The sequence below is a fragment of the Cellulosimicrobium cellulans genome, assembly GCF_006539945.1.
Lineage (GTDB): Bacteria > Actinomycetota > Actinomycetes > Actinomycetales > Cellulomonadaceae > Cellulosimicrobium > Cellulosimicrobium cellulans.
Window position 1 is genome coordinate 221,328 of the sequence record NZ_BJNZ01000005.1, and the last position, 16,692, is coordinate 238,019.

Consider the following 16,692-nt stretch of genomic DNA (forward strand, 5'->3'; position numbering starts at 1 on the left):
CGTGTCAGTCCACGGAATGAGCCAACGGAGGCGTCATGACCGACGTGACGGCCGACCCCGGAACGGGGCCCGCCGAAGAGACCGACTACCAGCGCGTGCAACGCTCGCCCGAGTTCCAGGACCTGCGCAGGCGCTTCCGGAACTTCGTGTTCCCGATGACCGCGCTGTTCCTCGTGTGGTACTTCGTCTACGTCCTGCTGGCGAGCTACGCGCACGACGTCATGAGCATCCGGGTGTGGGGGAACATCACGGTCGGGCTGCTCCTCGGCCTCGGCCAGTTCGTGTCCACGTTCGCGATCACCATGATCTACGCGCGCTGGGCCAACAAGCGCTTCGACGCCGCGGCGGACGAGCTGCGCCGGGAGATCGAGGAGGACGAGCTGTGAGCGCTCACCTCCTGGCCGCGGAGGCCACCGACGTCGGGAACCCCGTCGTCAACGTCGCGATCTTCGGCGTCTTCGTCGCCGTGACGCTCGTCATCGTGCTGCGCGCGTCGCGCCGGAACACGTCCGCCGCGGACTACTACGCGGGCGGGCGCTCGTTCACCGGCCCGCAGAACGGCACCGCCATCGCGGGCGACTACCTCTCCGCCGCGAGCTTCCTCGGGATCTGCGGGGCCATCGCGATCAACGGGTACGACGGCTTCCTCTACTCGATCGGGTTCCTCGTCGCGTGGCTCGTCGCGCTGCTGCTCGTCGCCGAGCTGCTGCGCAACACCGGGAAGTTCACGATGGCCGACGTGCTGTCGTTCCGGCTCAAGCAGCGCCCCGTGCGCATGGCGGCGGCGCTCGCGACCCTGGCCGTCGTGTTCTTCTACCTGCTCGCGCAGATGGCGGGTGCGGGCGGGCTCGTGGCCCTCCTGCTCGGCGTCTCCTCGACGGCGGGGCAGAGCGTCGTCGTCGCGGTCGTGGGCGCGCTCATGATCCTCTACGTGCTGGTCGGCGGCATGAAGGGCACCACGTGGGTGCAGATCATCAAGGCGGTGCTGCTCATCGCGGGCGCCGCCGTCATGACGGTGTGGGTCCTCGCGAAGTTCGGCTTCAACCTGTCCGACCTGCTCCAGGGCGCGATCGACAAGGCCGGCCCGGGCGGCGAGGCGCTCATCGAGCCGGGCAAGCAGTACGGGGCCACGGAGACGTCGAAGCTCGACTTCCTCTCCCTCGCGCTCGCGCTCGTGCTGGGGACGGCGGGTCTGCCGCACGTGCTCATGCGCTTCTACACCGTGCCGTCCTCCAAGGAGGCCCGCCGCTCGGTCGTGTGGGCGATCTGGCTCATCGGCATCTTCTACCTGTTCACTCTCGTGCTCGGGTACGGCGCTGGAGCGCTCGTGGGGCCGGAGACGATCAGCGCGGCGCCAGGCGGCGTGAACTCCGCGGCGCCGCTGCTCGCGTTCGCGCTCGGCGGGGAGATCCTCCTCGGGTTCATCTCCGCCGTCGCGTTCGCGACGATCCTCGCCGTCGTCGCCGGTCTCACGATCACCGCGGCGGCGAGCTTCGCGCACGACATCTACGCCAACGTCATCAAGCGGGGTGAGGTGAAGCCCGACGGCGAGGTCAAGGTCGCGCGCATCACCGTCGTCGTCATCGGGATCCTCGCGATCCTCGGTGGCATCTTCGCCCAGGGCCAGAACGTGGCGTTCCTCGTGGCGCTCGCGTTCGCGGTCGCCGCGAGCGCGAACCTCCCGACGATCCTCTACTCGCTGTTCTGGAAGCGGTTCAACACGTCCGGGGCGCTGTGGAGCATGTACGGCGGGCTCGTCTCGTGCGTCGTGCTCATCGCGTTCTCGCCCGTCGTGTCCGGCAAGGTCGACCCGGTCACGGGCGCGAGCCTGTCGATGATCAAGAACACCGACATCGACTTCGCGATCTTCCCGCTGAGCAACCCCGGCATCATCTCCATCCCGCTCGCGTTCCTGCTCGGGATCCTCGGGACGCTGCTCAGCAAGGAGAAGCCGCACCCGGAGAAGTTCGCCGAGATGGAGGTCCGCTCGCTCACGGGCGCGGGGGCCGAGAAGGCGGTCACGCACTAGCGGGGCGCTCCTGCGCTCCGCACGAGGACACCCCCGGTCCTGTCGGACCGGGGGTGCCCGCGCATCCGGTGGTCCGGTCGACGCGCGCGCTGCCGTCCCGCCGCGCCGACGTCTCCTCGCGCCGCAATCCCGTCGCCGTGGGCGCGGCCCGCGACGTACGGTCGCGCCATGACCTCTCCGACCCCACCCGACGCGGTCGCTCCCGCGGGGACCTCGGCGCCCGTCCTCGTGGTCACCGGGGCGATGGCCTCGGGCAAGTCGACGGTCGCCGAGGCGCTCGCGCGGACGTTCCCGCTCGCGGCGCACGTGCGGGGCGACCTGTTCCGGCGGCTCGTCGTGAGCGGGCAGGCGTCGATGGCGCCGCCCCTGTCGCCCGCGGCCCGCGCCCAGCTCGACCTGCGACAGCGGCTCGCGGCCCAGGCCGCGGACACGTACGCCGCGGCCGGCGTGGTCGCCGTCGTCCAGGACATCCTGCTGGGGCCTGACCTGGAGCGGTTCACGGCGCGCGTGCGCACCCGCCCGTGCTACGCCGTCGTGCTCGCGCCCGACGCCGCGACGCTCGCCGCGCGCGACGCGGCCCGGCACAAGCAGGCGTACGGGGAGTGGACGCCCGGCGAGTTCGCGGCCGCGGCGCGCGAGACTCCCGGCGGGCTGCACCTCGACACGACCGGGTGGTCCGTCGCCGAGACCGTCCGGCAGGTCCTCGACCGGCTCGACGAGGCGCGCGTCCCGTGAGCCCGCCGACGAGCCCGCCGACGTCCCGCTGAGCGCCGACCGCGACGCCGCGTGAGGATGGGCCCATGACGAGCGACCCGCAGCAGCAGACCGCGCCCGACGACACCTACGACGTGATCGTGATCGGCGGTGGTCCCGTCGGCGAGAACGCCGCCGACCGCGCCGGGCGCACGGGCCTGAGCGTCGCGCTCGTCGAGGCCGAGCTCGTGGGGGGCGAGTGCTCGTACTGGGCGTGCATCCCCTCGAAGACGCTCCTGCGGCCCGGCGCGGCGCGCGCCGAGGCGCGGGGCGTCCCCGGGGTGGGCGTCGACGACGCGCTCGACGTCCCCGCCGTCCTCGCGCGCCGCGACGCGATGGTGGCGGACTGGGACGACGGCGGTCAGGTCTCGTGGGTCGAGGGCGCCGGGATCGCGCTCGTGCGCGGCCTGGGCCGGATCGTCGGGCCGCGCCTCGTCGAGGTCGCCGCCGAGGAGCCCGACGCCGATCCGGACGGGCTCCCGCGGACGCGACGGCTCGCGGCCCGGCACGCGGTGATCGTGGCGACGGGGAGCGTCCCCGTGCTCCCGGACGTGCCCGGCCTCGCCGACGCGAACCCCTGGACCAGCCGCGAGGCGACGGCGGTCGAGGACGTCCCGGAGTCGCTCGCGATCGTGGGCGGGGGAGTGGTCGCGACCGAGATGGCCGTCGCGTTCGCCGACCTCGGGTCCCGCGTCACCGTGCTGTCGCGCGGTGGCCTGCTCGGTCGGACCGAGCCGTGGGCGGGCGAGGCGGTGGCCGCGTCCCTCCGGGAGCTCGGCGTGGACGTGCGCCTCGGTGTGGGCACCGAGTCGGTCGAGGCGCTCCCCGACGGCGGGGCGCGACTCACGCTGTCGGCCGTCGGGTCTCGACGGGGCGAGGGCGGTGCCGACGGGGCGCCGGACCTGTCGCCCGTGACCGCGGAGCGGGTGCTCGTCGCGACCGGCCGCGTCCCGCGGACCCAGGACCTCGGCGTCGACGCCGTCGGGCTCGTCCCGGGGCGCGCGCTCGACGTCGACGACACGATGCTCGTCCGGGTGGGTCCGGACGGCGTCGAGGGTGCCGGCGGCTGGCTGTACGCCGCGGGCGACGTCACCGGGCGCGTGGCGACGACCCACCAGGGCAAGTACCAGGGCCGGGTCGTGGGCGACGTCGTCGCGGCCCGCTTCGGCGACCCGGACGCCGCCGGCGCGCCGACGGCGGGGGAGCGCACGCCCGCCGTCGGGTCCGCGCCCGAGCCGTGGTCGCGGTTCGCGGCGACGGCCGACGGCGTCGCGTCCCCGCAGGTCGTCTTCACGCGTCCCGAGGTCGCGGCCGTCGGGCACACCGAGGCGTCCGCGCGAGAGGCCGGGATCGACGTGCGGGTCGTGCGGTACGACCTGGCGAACGTCTCCGGCGCCGCCGTGCGCGCCGAGGACTACGCGGGGAGCGCCCAGCTCGTCGTCGACGCTGCGCGCGAGGTCGTCGTCGGCGCCACGTTCGTCGGCCCCGACGCGGCGGAGATGCTGCACGCCGCGACGATCGCCGTCGTGGGCGAGGTTCCCCTCCGGCGCCTGTGGCACGCGGTGCCGTCGTACCCGACGGTGAGCGAGGTCTGGCTGCGCTTCCTCGAGGAGTACGGCCTGTAGCCCGAGACGTCGCGGGCGGCGCGGACGTGCTGCCCGCGCCGGGAGCGTCACAGGGGGCCGGACGCCCGCGCGACGGCCCCGTCCCCTAGGCTCGGGGCGTGACGACCGAGACCTCCGCCCCGCGCGTCGCCCTCGCGACGTGCTCCGTCCTGCCGCACCTCGACCCGGACGACGCGCCGCTCGTGCGCGCGCTCGACGCCCGCGGCGTGGCCGCACAGCCCGCCGTCTGGGACGACCCGGACGTCGACTGGGGCGCGTTCGACGCCGTCGTCGTGCGCTCGACGTGGGACTACTCGGCCCGGCGCGACGAGTTCGTCGCGTGGGCCACGCGCGTCCCGCGCATCCTCAACGCGGAGGCCGTGCTGCGCTGGAACACCGACAAGGGCTACCTGCGCGAGCTGGAGGGCGCAGGGATCCCCGTCATCCCGACGCTGTGGCTCGACCCGGCACGCAACCTCTCCTCGCGTGCGATCCACACGCGACTGCCCGCCCAGGGCGACTTCGTCATCAAGCCGGTCGTCAGCGCGGGCGCCAAGGACACCGGCCGGTACCAGGCCGGCGAGGCGCACTCGCGCGGGCTCGCGATCCAGCATGCGAAGAACCTGCTGGTCTCGGGCCGCGAGGTCATGGTGCAGCCGTACGTGACGAGCGTCGACACGGCGGGCGAGACGGGCCTCGTCTTCGTCGACGGCGAGTTCTCCCACGCCGTGCGCAAGAACGCGCTCCTCACCGGCCCGCACCGCCCGACCCGCGGCCTGTACCAGCAGGAGGAAATGAGCCCCTTCACCGCGACCGAGGAGCAGCTCGACGTCGCGCGCCGGGCGCTCGCGGCGGCGGCCGACGCGGTCGGCGGCGGGGACGCGGCGAGCTTCCTGTACGCGCGTGTCGACGTCGTGGCGGGCAACGACGGCGGTGTCGTCGTCATCGAGCTCGAGCTCACCGAGCCGTCGCTGTTCCTCGCCCTTGCACCGGGGTCGCTCGACCGGTTCGCCGACGCGATCGCGGCACGCGTCGCGCGCTGACCGCCGGTCCGCGGGCGCACGACCGTGGCCCCGCCCCGACGTCGGGACGGGGCCACGGTCATGCGGTGCCGGAGGTCAGGCGAGGCCGTTCTCCGAGAGCCAGTCTGCCGCGATGTCCTCGGGCGAGCGCTGGTCCTCCGTGGACTCCACGTTCAGGGCCACGAGGCCCTCGGGCGTGAGCGCCTCGCTGACCGGGTCGAGGACGTCCGCGATCTCGTCGGCGATGTCCGCGTTGACGAGCGGCACGACGTTCGAGGCGAGGAACAGGCCCTCGGGGTCCTCGAGCGTGACGAGCTTCTCGGTCTGGATGCGCGGGTCGGCGCTGAACACGTTCGCGACGTTCACCGTGCCGGCGACGAGGTCCTGCACGGTCGTGTCGCCGGTCGCGACGAACGAGACGTCGACGCCGTACACGTCCTTGAGACCCTGCGGTCCGTAGGGGCGCTGCTCGAGCTCGGCGGGACCGCCGAGCGTCAGCGGCACGTCCAGGCCCGCGAGGTCGGCGATGCTCGTCAGCCCGTTCTCCGTCGCGAACGCCTCGGTGACGTTGTACGAGTCCTGGTCGGTCGCGCTCGACTGGTCGAGGACCGTGAGCCCGTCCGGCAGCGCCTCCTGGAGCGCCGCGTACACGTCGTCGGGCGACGTCGCCGTGGTCTCCGGGTCGAAGAACTGCAGCAGGTTGCCCGTGTACTCGGGGAAGACCTGCACCTCTCCGCTCTCGAGGGCGGGCATGTAGGCGTCGCGCTGGCCGATCGAGAAGTTCCGCTCGACCGTGAAGCCCTCGGCCTCGAGGGCCTGGGCGTAGATCTCGGCGATGATCTCGTTCGAGTAGTAGGCCTGCGAGCCGACGACGATGGTGTCGGACGAGGAGCCGCCGCCGTCGGACGTCGCGGTGTCCGCGTCGAGCGGGTCGGACCCGCCGCCGCAGGCCGTGAGCGTGAGGACGGCGGTCGCCGCGGCGGCGACGAGGGCGGCGGTGCGTCGGGTGGTGCGCATGTGTCTGCCTTTCTGAGGGCCGTCCCGTGGACCGGGAGGGTCGGGGAGCGTCGGGAGGGTTCGGGTTCGGGTTGGGGTTCGAGGCGAGCGGTCGCGGGGTGCGGGGGTCAGGCGGTGGTCGGTTCGGGGGTCCGACGTCGTCGCCGCCGGTCCGGATCGTCGTCCGAGGAGCGGCCAGCGATCACCCCGCGCGGCACGACGACGCGCTGGAGGATCGCGAACAGCGCGTCGAGCACGACGGCCAGGACGACGATGAGGAGGGCGGCGCCGAGGATCTGGGAGAAGTCGCGGATCTGGATACCCTGCACGATGTAGAAGCCCAGGCCCCAGTTGCCGACGTACCCCGCGAGCGTCACGGTCGCGACGACCTGCAGCGTCGCGGAGCGCAGACCGCCGATGAGCAGGGGGAGTCCGAGCGGCACCTCGGCCTTGAAGAGCACCTGCCACCCGGTCATGCCGAGGGACCGCGCGCCGTCGACCACGCGCCGCTCGACGGCCTCCACGCCCGCGTAGGCGCCCGCGAGGATCGGCGGGATCGCGAGGAGGACGAACGCGGTGACGGACGCCGCGACCTTGTGCGTCACGCCGAGGACGAGGACGAGGAGCAGGACGAGCCCGAAGGAGGGGACCGCGCGGGCCGCGCCCGAGAGCGCGACGGCGAGCTCCCGGCCGCGTCCCGTGTGCCCGATGGCCCAGCCCGCGGGGATCGCGACCGCCGCCGCGATGAGCACCGAGACGAACGTGAACGCGAGGTGGGTCCAGATCGCCTCGGGGAGGGGGAGCGCGCCCGTGAGCCGGTCGGGGGAGAAGATCCAGGCGATCGCGTCGGAGAACAGGTTCATGCGCGCACCTTCCGGGACCAGGGCATGACCGCTCGTCCGGCGAGGACGAGCAGCAGGTCGACGAGCAGCGCGACGACGACGACCGCGACGACGCCCGAGAGGATCTCGGCGACGATCTGCCGCTGGTAGCCGTTGGTGAAGAGGTAGCCGAGGTTGTCGATCCCGATGAGGATGCCGACCGTCGCGAGCGAGATGGTCGACACCGCGGTCACGCGCAGCCCGGCGAGCACGACCGGTCCGGCGAGCGGGAGGTCGACCTGCCAGAAGCGCCGCCATGGTCCGTAGCCGACCGCGAGGGCCGCCTGCCGGACCGTCGGGTCGACCGAGGCGAGGGCGTCGGCGACGAACCGGGTCATGATCGCCACGGCGTAGATCGTCAGCGCGACGACCAGGTTCAGCTCGGACAGGAAGCTGATGCCGAGGAGCGGCGGGAGCAGCGCGAAGAGCGCGAGCGACGGGATCGTGTAGAGCAGGCCGACGAGCGTCAGGACGAGCCCCCGTGTGAGGCGGAACCGGAACGCGAGCCAGCCCAGCGGGATCGAGACGAGGAACCCGAGCACGATCGGCACCACGCACTGGCTCAGGTGCTCGACCGTGAGGCGGCCGATGAGGTCGAGGTTGTCCAGGACCCAGGTCATGCGCCGCCCTCGACGTGGTCGTCGACCAGGACGCCCTGCGTGCGTCCCGCGCCGTCCACGAGCACGGTCCCGTGCTCGGTGCGCTTCGTGTGCAGCGCGCGGGTGCCGCGCTCCGCCCCGATGAAGCTCGCGACGAACTCGCTCGCGGGGTTCTCCAGGATCTCGCTCGGCGACCCGATCTGGGCCACCTGCGCCCCCTTCTCGAGGATCACGACCTGGTCGCCGAGCAGGAACGCCTCGTCGATGTCGTGCGTGACGAAGACGACCGTCTTGTCCAGCTCGCGCTGCAACCGGATGGTCTCGGTCTGGAGCTCGGCGCGCACGATCGGGTCGACGGCCCCGAACGGCTCGTCCATGAGCAGGATGTTCGGGTCCGCGGCCAGCGCGCGCGCCACGCCGACGCGTTGCTGCTGGCCGCCCGAGAGCTGGCTCGGGTAGCGGTCCGCGAGCGCCCGGTCGAGGCCGACGGTGTCGAGCAGCTCGAGGGCCCGTTCGCGCGCCTGCCGCCGGGGCGTGCCCTCGAGCCGCAGGACCGTCGTCACGTTGTCGACGACCTTGTGGTGGGGCAGGAGCCCGCCGTTCTGCAGGACGTAGCCGATGCTGCGACGCAGCTTCACCGGGTCGCGGTCGAGGATGGACGCGCCGTCGATCTCGATCGTGCCCGACGTGGGCTCCACCATGCGGTTGATCATCCGCAGGAGCGTCGTCTTGCCGCTCCCGGACGACCCGACGAGCACCGTCGTGCGGTGGGGCGGGATGACCAGGTCGAAGTCCGCGACCGCCGCCGTGCCGTCCGGGTACGTCTTGGTGACCGATCGGAACTCGATCATGGGGCGCTGCCTCCCGACAGTCGGTGAACCGGCCTCCCACCCAACCACGACCGTGGCCGGCCAGCCGAGCGCATTGCCACGCGTCCACCGACCGTACGTCGAACCACCGACACGTCGCACTCGCACCGGTACGTCGCCTTCGCGACGTGGCGCGCCCCTGGTGCCGCCGTGGGCCGCGCGGGATTCTCCCGTGACGCTCGTCACCTCGGGGCCTATCGTGGCGCTGTGCCGCACCTCGACTCCCTGCTCGCGTTCTCTCTCGCCTCGCTCGTGCTCGTCGTGATCCCCGGCCCGAGCGTCCTCTTCGTCGTTGGCCGGTCGCTCGCGCTCGGGCACCGAGGCGGGGTGCTGAGCGTCCTCGGCAACGAGCTCGGCGCCCTGACGCTGGTCGCGGCGGTGGCGCTCGGTGTCGGCACGATCGTCGCGACGTCGGTCGCCGTCTTCACGGTCGTCAAGCTCGTCGGCGCGGCCTACCTCGTGTACCTCGGGGTCCAGGCGATCCGGCACCGGCGCGAGGGGACCGTCGACGTCGCGGTCGAGCCCGCGCGCGAGCCGTGGTGGCGCGTCGTGCGGCAGGGGTACGTCGTCGGGGTGACGAACCCGAAGACCATCGTGTTCTTCGTCGCCGTGCTGCCGCAGTTCACGGACTTCCACGCCGGGCGCGTGCCGGCCCAGATGATGGTGCTCGGGCTGGTCTTCACGGTGATCGCCTTCGTCTGCGACAGCGCGTGGGCGCTCGCGGCCGGAGCGGCACGGTCGTGGTTCGCCTCCTCGCCCCGGCGTCTGAGCGCGGTCCGCGCGACGGGCGGCGGCATGATGATCGGCCTGGGCGGTGTGCTCGCCGCCGCCTCCCACCGGACCGCCTGACACGGACGCCGAAGACGCGGCGAGGGCCGGTCTCCGTCTCGGAGACCGGCCCTCGCCGTCTGGGGTGAGTAACGGGACTTGAACCCGCGACCCCCTGGACCACAACCAGGTGCTCTACCAGCTGAGCTATACCCACCACGACCGGCGCGTGAAGCACCGGCCGTCGAAAAGTGTACCTGGTCCGGGAGGGGCTCCCGGACCGCATTTCGAGGTCAGGAGTCTGCGGACCCTGTGACGGTGGCCACGGAGGTCGCGGGGCCGTCGTCGGCGGGTCGGGTCCGGCCGCGCGTGACGCTCGTCGCCACCACCTGCTCGGCGACCTTGCGCGCCGTCGCGGAGTCGGGACCGGGCTGGGGGACGAACACGGCGGCGCGGTAGTAGCGGAGCTCGTCGATGCTCTCGAGGATGTCCGCGAGCGCGCGGTGACCGCCGTGCTTCTCCGGCGACGAGAAGTACGCGCGCGGGTACCAGCGGCGCGACAGCTCCTTGACGGACGACACGTCGATGATCCGGTAGTGCAGGTGGCTCATGAGCGCGGGCATGTCGCGGTCGAGGAAGCCCTTGTCGGTGCCGACGGAGTTGCCCGCCAGCGGGGCCTTGCCCGGCTCGGGGACCCACGTCCGGACGTAGTCGAGGACACGCTGCTCGGCCTCGGCGAGCGTCAGGCCCCCGTCGAGCTCGTCGAGCAGCCCGGAGGCCGTGTGCATCTGGCGGACGAAGTCACCCATCTTCTCGAGCGCCTCGGCGGGGGGACGGACGAGGACGTCGACCCCGTCGCCGAGCACGTTGAGCTCGGAGTCGGTGACGACGGCGGCGACCTCGACGAGGGCGTCGGCGCCCAGGTCCAGCCCGGTCATCTCGCAGTCGATCCAGACGATGCGTTCGTTCGCGTTCACAGGACTCACGCGCCACAGCCTAGCCTCGGCGCGCACGACGAAGGCCCCGGCTGTCCGGTCCACGGGGGTCCGGACGGTCGGGGCCTTCGGCGAGGTGTGCCGCCGCCTGTCGGGGAGGGTCCCCGGCCCGGCGAGCGGTCGGTGCGCGTCACGCGGTACGGCGCGGCAGGCGGGCCTGCCGGGTGTTCGCCGGGACGCGGGTCGTGGTGCGGCGCAGCTGCGACCGGCGCAGGGTCTGCTCCTGCAGCTGCTCGCGACGGCTGAGGGCCGCCACGTCGTACGTGATCAAGGGATGCATGTTCTGCTCTCGTGACGTTGGGTTCGTGGGTCTGGCCGGACCCTCCACCGCCCGGTACGGACCGGACGGACGTCACCGCGGTGTGGGTACATACGACCACGGTCGTCGTGGGCGGTGCATCCCTTTTTCGCCACGAGCGTCGGGTGGAGCCCGGTGCCCGGTGCCCGAAGCCCGGTGCCCGACGCCGTGCGGCCGCGCTGCGCCGTCGGCTCGCCGTGCGTAGCCTCCGGGGATGGACGCGGGGGACGGGCAGGCAGACGGCGCGGCGGGCGGACGGCGCGGCGCGTCCGCGCGCGAGGTCCTGGCGAGCGTGTGGCCGGGCGTGCTCCTGGTGCTCGCCGGGGTCGCGGGGTTCGTGCTGCTCCTCGACGCGGTCCGCGAGCAGGAGGACCTGTGGCGGCTCGACGAGCCGCTGCTCGCGTGGATGGTCGCGCACCGCACGCCGGTCGTGACGGGCGTCCTCACGGTCGTGACGACCGTGTCCGGGCCGTTCGTGCTGCCCGTGCTCGTCGCGGTCGGCTGCGTCGTGTGGGCGCGGCGCACGGGGACGTGGTGGGAACCGGGCCTGCTCGCGGGCGCGATGGTGCTCGCGACGCTGGTCTCGACCGTGCTCAAGGCCGTGATCGCCCGGCCGCGGCCGCCCGACGTGTCGATGGTCGTCGCCGGGGTGGAGCGGTCGTTCTCCTTCCCGTCGGGGCACACGATCGGCGCGGCGACGCTCATCCTCGTCGGCGGGTACCTGGTGTGGCACCGCCACCACGACCAGAGGGTCCTCGCGGCGTGGGTGGTGGCGTCCGTGGTCGTGATCGGGGCCGTCGCGCTGAGCCGGCTCTACCTGGGCTATCACTTCCTCACCGACGTCCTGGCGGGGTTGTCGCTCGCCGTCGCGGTGCTCGGCGTCGTGGTCGCGGTGAGCCGCGTCCACGACCTCGTGGTCGCGCGTCGCGCGGCTCCAGGGACCACGGAGGACTCTCGCTAAAGAACCCTTGCGCAAGAACTCTTTCGTGAACTAGCGTGACGGGCATGAGCACGCCAGCCGACCCGCACGCCTCCCCGTCGGACGTCCCGGCCGTCCCGGCCGTCCCGGACGTCCCGGCCGTCCCGACCGGTCCCGGACCGGTGTCGTCCGAGGGTCGCCCGCGCGGCCCGAGGCCCGAGCCCGGGCAGGTCGTCGCGACCGACCCGGCGACCATCCGGGCGCTCGCCCACCCGCTGCGCCTGCGGATCCTCGCGCTGCTCGACGACGAGGGCGAGGTCACCGCGACGCGCTGCGCCGAGGTGACGGGGGAGTCCGTCGCGAGCTGTTCCTTCCACCTGCGGATGCTCGCCAAGTACGGGTACGTCGAGCCCGCGGAGCGGCGCGGCAAGGAGCGGCCGTGGCGCTCCGTCGGACGCGGCCGCCAGACGAAGTTCGACCCCGACGTCCCGGAGTCCCTGCACGCCGCGGGCGCGGTGGCGACCCTCATGCTGGATCAGGAGGCGGCACGCGTCCGGGCGTGGCTCGCCGGGTCCGCCGCCGACGACCCGCAGTGGCTCCTCGCCTCGACGATGACCGGCGCGTCCTTCTACGCGACGCGCGAGGAGCTCGACGCGCTCGCCCGCGAGGTCGAGGCACTCACGGACCGCTTCCGGGGACGCTGGGACGACCCGTCGATCCGTCCCGCGGGGGCACGTCGCGCGCGCCTCTTCTCCATCGTCAACGCCGACCTCCCGGAGGCCCCGCGATGAGCACGCCCCCCGAGCCGACGGCCGTCACCGCACGGACCGCGCCCGAGGACGTCCCCGCGGCAGCCGAGGTGACCGTCGCCGTGACCGGCCCGGCCGCTGCTCCCGGCGACGTCCCGGGCCCTCGCGCCGCCCTGCGCTCCCGCCCCTTCCGCCTCCTGTCGGTCGCGTGGGGGTTCACGAACTTCGCCGACTCCGTCCTCGCGATCATCCTCGCCGTGTGGGTGAAGGACCTCACCGGCTCCAACGGCGCGGCCGGTCTCGTGTTCGCGGCGCTCGGCCTGCCGGCGCTCGCGTCGCCGCTCCTCGGCCAGCTCGCCGACCGGGTGTCGCGGCGGCGGATGCTCGTCGTCACGTACCTCGTCGGCGCGCTGAGCCTGCTCGCCCTCCTCGCGGTCCGCGGGCCCGAGCAGGTCTGGATCGTGTTCGTGGTGACGGTGGTCTACTCGGGCGTCGGGTTCGCGACCGCGGCGGCCCAGGCGGGCCTCGTGCGCGACATGCTCCCGGACGAGGCGATCGCCCCCGCGAACGGTCGGCTCACGACCATCGACCAGGTCTTCCGCCTCCTCATGCCGGTCGTCGGCGCGGGCGCCTACGCGCTCGCCGGAGCCTGGCCCCTCGTGATCGCGGCGTCCCTCGCGTTCGCCGTCGCGGGCACCGTGATCAGCCGCATCCGGCTCGTGGAGACGCCACCGACCCCGGACGCCGACCGCGAGCCGTACCTCGCGGAGATGACGGCCGGGTTCCGCCACCTCGTGCGCACGGCGCCGCTGGGGGTGCTCACCCTGGCCATGCTCGTCGCGTTCGCGGGGGTCGGGCTGCTGAACGCGGTCAGCCTCGCGATCGTCGAGGACGGGCTCGGGCTGCCCCCCGCGCTGCTCGGCCCGATCTCCTCGGTCCAGGCCCTCACCGCGATCGTCGCGGGGCTGACGGCGGCCCGACTCGTCGCGCGGTGGGGCGCGCAGCGGCTCGTCGCCGTGGGACTGCTCGTGCTCGCGCTCGGCATCGTCCCCGCGACGGGGACCAGCGTCGTGGCGATCGTCCTCGGGCTGGGCGCGGTCGGGCTGGGGGCCACGTGGTCGATCGTCGGCTTCGTCACCGAGCGGCAGCTGCGTACGCCTCCGGAGCTCCAGGGACGCGTCGCCGCGGCGAGCCTGCTGCTCGTCAACGTCCCGCAGCTCGTGCTGACCGTGGTCGGCGCCGCCCTCGTGGGCGCCGTCGACTACCGCCTGCTCCTCGTCGTGACGGTCGTCGGCGTCGTCGTGGCCGCCGTCGTCTCCCTGCGGGGCCATCGCGCCACCGGCGAGCCTGCGGCCCGATGAGAGCGGCCTCTCCGCGAGGTTGAGGTCTGGTACGCCGAGGTAGAGGTCTGGTCCTGACCACGGCTCTACCTCGCGAGACCACGGCTCTACCTCGGGACGACGGCGGGACGGGCCGTCAGTCGTCGAGGCCGCGGGCGCGCAGCGCGTCGCCGAGCGCGTCGGCCTGGCGCAGGGCGCCGACGACGAGCGGGACGGCGTAGGCGCGGACGTCGCGCTCGCGGCCCCGGGCGCGGCACGCGTCGCGCACGCGCTGCGCCAGGGCGGCGACGACGGGGACGCTGCGCACCGCGAGCGACAGGACGAGGGCCGCGCGGTCGGCGTCGACCCCGAGGCGGCGCAGCGGTCGCAGCCCCCGCTCGATCGCGGCGAGGACGGCGGACGTCCGGGTCGTGAGCAGCACGAGCCCCGCCAGGGCGACGAGCGCGACGAGCCGGGTCGTGAGCACGACCGCGGCCTCCGGCCCCAGGGCGAGCCACTGGACGGCGAGGAGCACGGGCACCACGACGCGCAGGGGCCGGACCTGGTCCCACGCCGCGCCCGGACCCACGCCCGCGACCGCGTAGAGCGCACCGACGGCGAGGATCACCGCGCCGACCCCCGCCGGCGACGACACCAGGAGCACGACGGCCGAGGCCACCGCGAGGCCCACGAGCTTGGCGCCGGCCGGGACCCGGTGCAGGGCCGACGTCCCCGGCCGGTACGTCCCCGGGGTCACGGCGACGCCCCGTCGACGAGGCGCCGGTAGTGCGCGACGGCGGGGCCCGGCTCGTCGTCCGCGACGACCCGACCGTCGTCGACGACGAGCACGCGGTCCATCGCGCCCATGAGCGACAGGTCGTGCGAGACGAGCACGACCTGCTGGGGGAGCGCCGCGAGCTCGGCGGCGAACCGCCGCGTGTTGCGCAGGTCGAGGAGCGTCGTGGGCTCGTCGGCGACGACGAGCCGTGGCCCCGCGGCGAGCACCGACGTGAGCGCGAGGAGCTGCTTCTGCCCGCCCGAGAGCAGGTGGGCGGGATGGTCCGCGTGGTCCGCCAGGCCGCGCGCGGCGAGGGCTGCCCGCACGAGCGCGTCGCGCTCGGCCGGAGCGTGGCGACGCAGCGAGTACGCGACGTCCTCCGCGACGGTCGGCATGACGATCTGGGCGTCCGGGTCGGTGAACACGAACCCGACACGCCGCCGGACCGCCGCGCCGTCGCGGCGGGTGTCGAGCCCGTCGACCAGGACGCGGCCCGACGTCGGCACGACCAGCCCGTTGAGCAGGCGCGCGAGCGTGCTCTTGCCGGAGCCGTTGGCCCCGACGATCCCCACGCGCCGCTCGCGCAGCTCGAGGTCGACCCCGCGGAGCACCTGCCGGTCGGCGAGGCGGACGTGCACGTCCTCGAGCCGGACCGCGCAGCCGGACCCCGGCGTCTCGGGGCCGGGCGTTCCCGACGTGCCCGTACCGGGGATCGCGCCGGGCGTCCGCGCCGGAGCGGGCGCGGCGCCTTCGACGGCGTCTCGTCGCCGCTGCCGGGCCCGGGCTCTCGCGATCACCGGACGACCTCCAGCACGGCGGCGACGCCCAGCCCGCCCCCGACCGCGGCCGTCGCGAGGCCGAGCGTCCCGGCCGGCGCCCCCTCGCGCACCAGCCGGGAGAACAGCCGGACGACCGACACGGCGCCGCTCGCGCCCCACGGGTGCCCGATCGCCAGCGCGCCGCCGTCGGCGCAGACCCGTGCGTCGTCGTCGGGGTCACCGAGCGGGTCGAGGCCGACCGCGTCGGTCACCGCGAGGACCTGCGCGGCGAACGCCTCGACGACCTCGACCGCCGCGACGCCGTCGAGCCGCGCGCCCGCGCGCTCCAGCGCGGCGCGCACCGCGGGGACCGGGCCCCACCCCGGCAGCGCCGGGTCGCAGCCGACCGTCGCCGACGCGAGCACGCGCAGGCCGGGGGCGCCGAGGCCGCGCCGGACGTGCTCGGGCACGACCGCGACGGACCCCGCGCCGTCGCTCAGCGGGCTCGCGGTCGCGGCGGTGACGGTGCCGCCCGGCGTGAACGCGGGCGACAGCCGCGCGAGGACCGCGGGATCGAGGCGCCGCGACCGCTCGTCGCGCGCGAGCGACCTCCCCCGCGTGCCGACCCGGACGGTCTCGGCGACGAACCGTCCGCCCGCGTGCGCCGCCAGGGCGCGCGCGTGGCTGCGCACCGCGTACGCCTCCTGGCGCTCGCGGGTCACGCCGCGGCGGCGCGCGAGCTCGTCGGCGGCCGCCCCCATGCCGGGGTCGGCCCACGGTGTCGGCGCGAACGCGGCGCGCGCGTACGGCACGTCGCCCCACGCCGTGCGGTGCGCGCGGGCGGGGGCGCGCGACGCGCTCTCGGTCCCGCCCGCGAGGACCAGGCGCGCCTCGCCCGCGCGGACGTGCTGCGCGGCGAGGAGCACTGCCGCGAGGCCGGAGGCGCACTGGCGGTCGACGGTGAGGCCGGGGACGGCGACGCCCAGACCCGCGGCGAGCGCCGCGACGCGGGCGACGTTCCCGCCCGGTCCGGTGCAGCATCCCAGGACGACGTCCGCGACGTCGTCCTCGACCCCCAGTGCGCGCGCGTCGCCGAGCGTCGCGCCGAGAGCCGCGGCCGCGAGGTCGACCTCGGACAGCGACCGGTGCCCGTGCCCGGCCGTCCCGACCCACGTGCGGCGCGCCGCGACCACGACGGGCGTGTCGTCCGGCGCACCTCGGCCGTGGCTCATCGCAGCGGCTCCAGGCCCGACCGCGCCGGGTCGGTCCCGCGCAGGGCCTCGCTCACGGCCCCGCGCGCGGGCTTGCCCGACGGGGTCCGGGGGAGGGCGCGCGTGCCGTACCAGCGCCGCGGC

General features: G+C 74.4%; 18 protein-coding genes and 1 tRNA gene. 9 read left to right on the plus strand and 10 right to left on the minus strand.

The features are described 5' to 3' along the window. Positions 1-35: 35 nt before the first annotated feature. The 5 genes from CCE02nite_RS06110 (at position 36) to CCE02nite_RS06130 (ending at position 5,429) form a co-directional block, all read left to right on the plus strand. The gene (locus tag CCE02nite_RS06110; protein ID WP_141388754.1) at positions 36-386 is read left to right on the plus strand and encodes a DUF485 domain-containing protein; all 351 of its coding nucleotides are present in this window, start codon (positions 36-38) and stop codon (positions 384-386) included. Further along, positions 383-2,029, plus strand: coding sequence for a monocarboxylic acid transporter (locus CCE02nite_RS06115; RefSeq protein WP_141388755.1), 1,647 nt, complete (start codon positions 383-385; stop codon positions 2,027-2,029). The genes CCE02nite_RS06110 and CCE02nite_RS06115 overlap by 4 nt, the downstream gene beginning before the upstream one ends. A 168-nt stretch (positions 2,030-2,197) precedes the next feature. Beyond that, entirely contained in the window at positions 2,198-2,764 is a 567-nt protein-coding gene (locus tag CCE02nite_RS06120; protein ID WP_141388756.1) for an AAA family ATPase, read from the plus strand. A gap of 65 nt (positions 2,765-2,829) precedes the next feature. Next, on the plus strand, positions 2,830-4,407 hold the full coding sequence (locus CCE02nite_RS06125) for a dihydrolipoyl dehydrogenase family protein (protein WP_141388757.1): 1,578 nt from the start codon (positions 2,830-2,832) through the stop codon (positions 4,405-4,407). 98 nt (positions 4,408-4,505) lie between these two features. Next, the gene (locus tag CCE02nite_RS06130) at positions 4,506-5,429 is read left to right on the plus strand and encodes an ATP-grasp domain-containing protein (protein WP_141388758.1); all 924 of its coding nucleotides are present in this window, start codon (positions 4,506-4,508) and stop codon (positions 5,427-5,429) included. Between the two features lie 75 nt (positions 5,430-5,504). Here the strand turns inward: CCE02nite_RS06130 and CCE02nite_RS06135 are convergent, their stop codons facing one another. The 4 genes from CCE02nite_RS06135 to CCE02nite_RS06150 all read right to left on the minus strand — a co-directional run bounded on the left by CCE02nite_RS06135 (position 5,505) and on the right by CCE02nite_RS06150 (position 8,735). Continuing rightward, positions 5,505-6,425, minus strand: coding sequence for an ABC transporter substrate-binding protein (locus CCE02nite_RS06135; RefSeq protein ID WP_141388759.1), 921 nt, complete (start codon positions 6,423-6,425; stop codon positions 5,505-5,507). 107 nt (positions 6,426-6,532) lie between these two features. Next, positions 6,533-7,267, minus strand: a complete 735-nt coding sequence (locus CCE02nite_RS06140; protein WP_141388760.1) for an ABC transporter permease — start codon at positions 7,265-7,267, stop codon at positions 6,533-6,535. Beyond that, positions 7,264-7,905: an ABC transporter permease gene (locus CCE02nite_RS06145; protein WP_141388761.1), complete on the minus strand. Its 642-nt coding sequence runs from the start codon at positions 7,903-7,905 to the stop codon at positions 7,264-7,266. The genes CCE02nite_RS06140 and CCE02nite_RS06145 overlap by 4 nt, the downstream gene beginning before the upstream one ends. Continuing rightward, the gene (locus tag CCE02nite_RS06150) at positions 7,902-8,735 is read right to left on the minus strand and encodes an ABC transporter ATP-binding protein (RefSeq protein WP_141388762.1); all 834 of its coding nucleotides are present in this window, start codon (positions 8,733-8,735) and stop codon (positions 7,902-7,904) included. Before CCE02nite_RS06150 ends, CCE02nite_RS06145 begins: the two co-directional genes overlap by 4 nt. 225 nt (positions 8,736-8,960) lie before the next feature. Between CCE02nite_RS06150 and CCE02nite_RS06155 the strand changes: the two genes are divergently transcribed. Further along, on the plus strand, positions 8,961-9,602 hold the full coding sequence (locus tag CCE02nite_RS06155) for a LysE family translocator (RefSeq protein ID WP_141388763.1): 642 nt from the start codon (positions 8,961-8,963) through the stop codon (positions 9,600-9,602). 60 nt (positions 9,603-9,662) lie between these two features. On the opposite strand, the gene CCE02nite_RS06160 is transcribed toward CCE02nite_RS06155, so the two are convergent. From CCE02nite_RS06160 to CCE02nite_RS20420, 3 genes are all read right to left on the minus strand, one after another. Continuing rightward, positions 9,663-9,738, minus strand: a tRNA-His gene (locus CCE02nite_RS06160). A gap of 76 nt (positions 9,739-9,814) precedes the next feature. Further along, complete coding sequence (gene orn, locus CCE02nite_RS06165; protein ID WP_371861902.1) at positions 9,815-10,459, minus strand: oligoribonuclease; 645 nt, start codon at positions 10,457-10,459, stop codon at positions 9,815-9,817. A 187-nt stretch (positions 10,460-10,646) separates the two neighbouring features. Further along, entirely contained in the window at positions 10,647-10,796 is a 150-nt protein-coding gene (locus CCE02nite_RS20420) for a hypothetical protein (protein ID WP_156533217.1), read from the minus strand. A 232-nt stretch (positions 10,797-11,028) separates the two neighbouring features. Between CCE02nite_RS20420 and CCE02nite_RS06170 the strand changes: the two genes are divergently transcribed. Genes CCE02nite_RS06170 through CCE02nite_RS06180 form a run of 3 tightly spaced genes read left to right on the plus strand, consistent with a single transcriptional unit; the run spans position 11,029 to position 13,843 of the window. After that, a complete protein-coding gene (locus CCE02nite_RS06170; RefSeq protein ID WP_141388765.1) occupies positions 11,029-11,775 on the plus strand; it encodes a phosphatase PAP2 family protein in 747 nt (248 codons plus the stop codon). Positions 11,776-11,819: 44 nt separating this feature from the next. Then, positions 11,820-12,524 (plus strand): ArsR/SmtB family transcription factor, encoded by a 705-nt coding sequence (locus CCE02nite_RS06175; RefSeq protein ID WP_141388766.1) that lies wholly within the window; start codon positions 11,820-11,822, stop codon positions 12,522-12,524. Then, positions 12,521-13,843, plus strand: coding sequence for an MFS transporter (locus tag CCE02nite_RS06180; RefSeq protein ID WP_141388767.1), 1,323 nt, complete (start codon positions 12,521-12,523; stop codon positions 13,841-13,843). The genes CCE02nite_RS06175 and CCE02nite_RS06180 overlap by 4 nt, the downstream gene beginning before the upstream one ends. A gap of 115 nt (positions 13,844-13,958) precedes the next feature. On the opposite strand, the gene CCE02nite_RS06185 is transcribed toward CCE02nite_RS06180, so the two are convergent. The 3 genes from CCE02nite_RS06185 to CCE02nite_RS06195 form a co-directional block, all read right to left on the minus strand. After that, the gene (locus CCE02nite_RS06185) at positions 13,959-14,558 is read right to left on the minus strand and encodes an energy-coupling factor transporter transmembrane component T family protein (protein WP_141388768.1); all 600 of its coding nucleotides are present in this window, start codon (positions 14,556-14,558) and stop codon (positions 13,959-13,961) included. After that, positions 14,555-15,217 (minus strand): energy-coupling factor ABC transporter ATP-binding protein, encoded by a 663-nt coding sequence (locus CCE02nite_RS06190; RefSeq protein ID WP_141388804.1) that lies wholly within the window; start codon positions 15,215-15,217, stop codon positions 14,555-14,557. The genes CCE02nite_RS06185 and CCE02nite_RS06190 overlap by 4 nt, the downstream gene beginning before the upstream one ends. Before the next feature lie 155 nt (positions 15,218-15,372). Next, complete coding sequence (locus CCE02nite_RS06195; RefSeq protein ID WP_141388769.1) at positions 15,373-16,569, minus strand: thiolase family protein; 1,197 nt, start codon at positions 16,567-16,569, stop codon at positions 15,373-15,375. Between the last annotated feature and the right edge of the window lie 123 nt (positions 16,570-16,692).

Coding starts and splice junctions, on each gene's coding strand:
- orn (WP_371861902.1), bottom strand. CDS start 10,459: ATGACCGGGCTGGACCTGGGCGCCGACGCCCTCGTCGAGGTCGCCGCC.
- CCE02nite_RS06125 (WP_141388757.1), top strand. CDS start 2,830: ATGACGAGCGACCCGCAGCAGCAGACCGCGCCCGACGACACCTACGAC.
- CCE02nite_RS06120 (WP_141388756.1), top strand. CDS start 2,198: ATGACCTCTCCGACCCCACCCGACGCGGTCGCTCCCGCGGGGACCTCG.
- CCE02nite_RS06145 (WP_141388761.1), bottom strand. CDS start 7,905: ATGACCTGGGTCCTGGACAACCTCGACCTCATCGGCCGCCTCACGGTC.
- CCE02nite_RS06180 (WP_141388767.1), top strand. CDS start 12,521: ATGAGCACGCCCCCCGAGCCGACGGCCGTCACCGCACGGACCGCGCCC.
- CCE02nite_RS06150 (WP_141388762.1), bottom strand. CDS start 8,735: ATGATCGAGTTCCGATCGGTCACCAAGACGTACCCGGACGGCACGGCG.
- CCE02nite_RS06195 (WP_141388769.1), bottom strand. CDS start 16,569: ATGAGCCACGGCCGAGGTGCGCCGGACGACACGCCCGTCGTGGTCGCG.
- CCE02nite_RS20420 (WP_156533217.1), bottom strand. CDS start 10,796: ATGCATCCCTTGATCACGTACGACGTGGCGGCCCTCAGCCGTCGCGAG.
- CCE02nite_RS06135 (WP_141388759.1), bottom strand. CDS start 6,425: ATGCGCACCACCCGACGCACCGCCGCCCTCGTCGCCGCCGCGGCGACC.
- CCE02nite_RS06170 (WP_141388765.1), top strand. CDS start 11,029: ATGGACGCGGGGGACGGGCAGGCAGACGGCGCGGCGGGCGGACGGCGC.
- CCE02nite_RS06140 (WP_141388760.1), bottom strand. CDS start 7,267: ATGAACCTGTTCTCCGACGCGATCGCCTGGATCTTCTCCCCCGACCGG.
- CCE02nite_RS06175 (WP_141388766.1), top strand. CDS start 11,820: ATGAGCACGCCAGCCGACCCGCACGCCTCCCCGTCGGACGTCCCGGCC.
- CCE02nite_RS06110 (WP_141388754.1), top strand. CDS start 36: ATGACCGACGTGACGGCCGACCCCGGAACGGGGCCCGCCGAAGAGACC.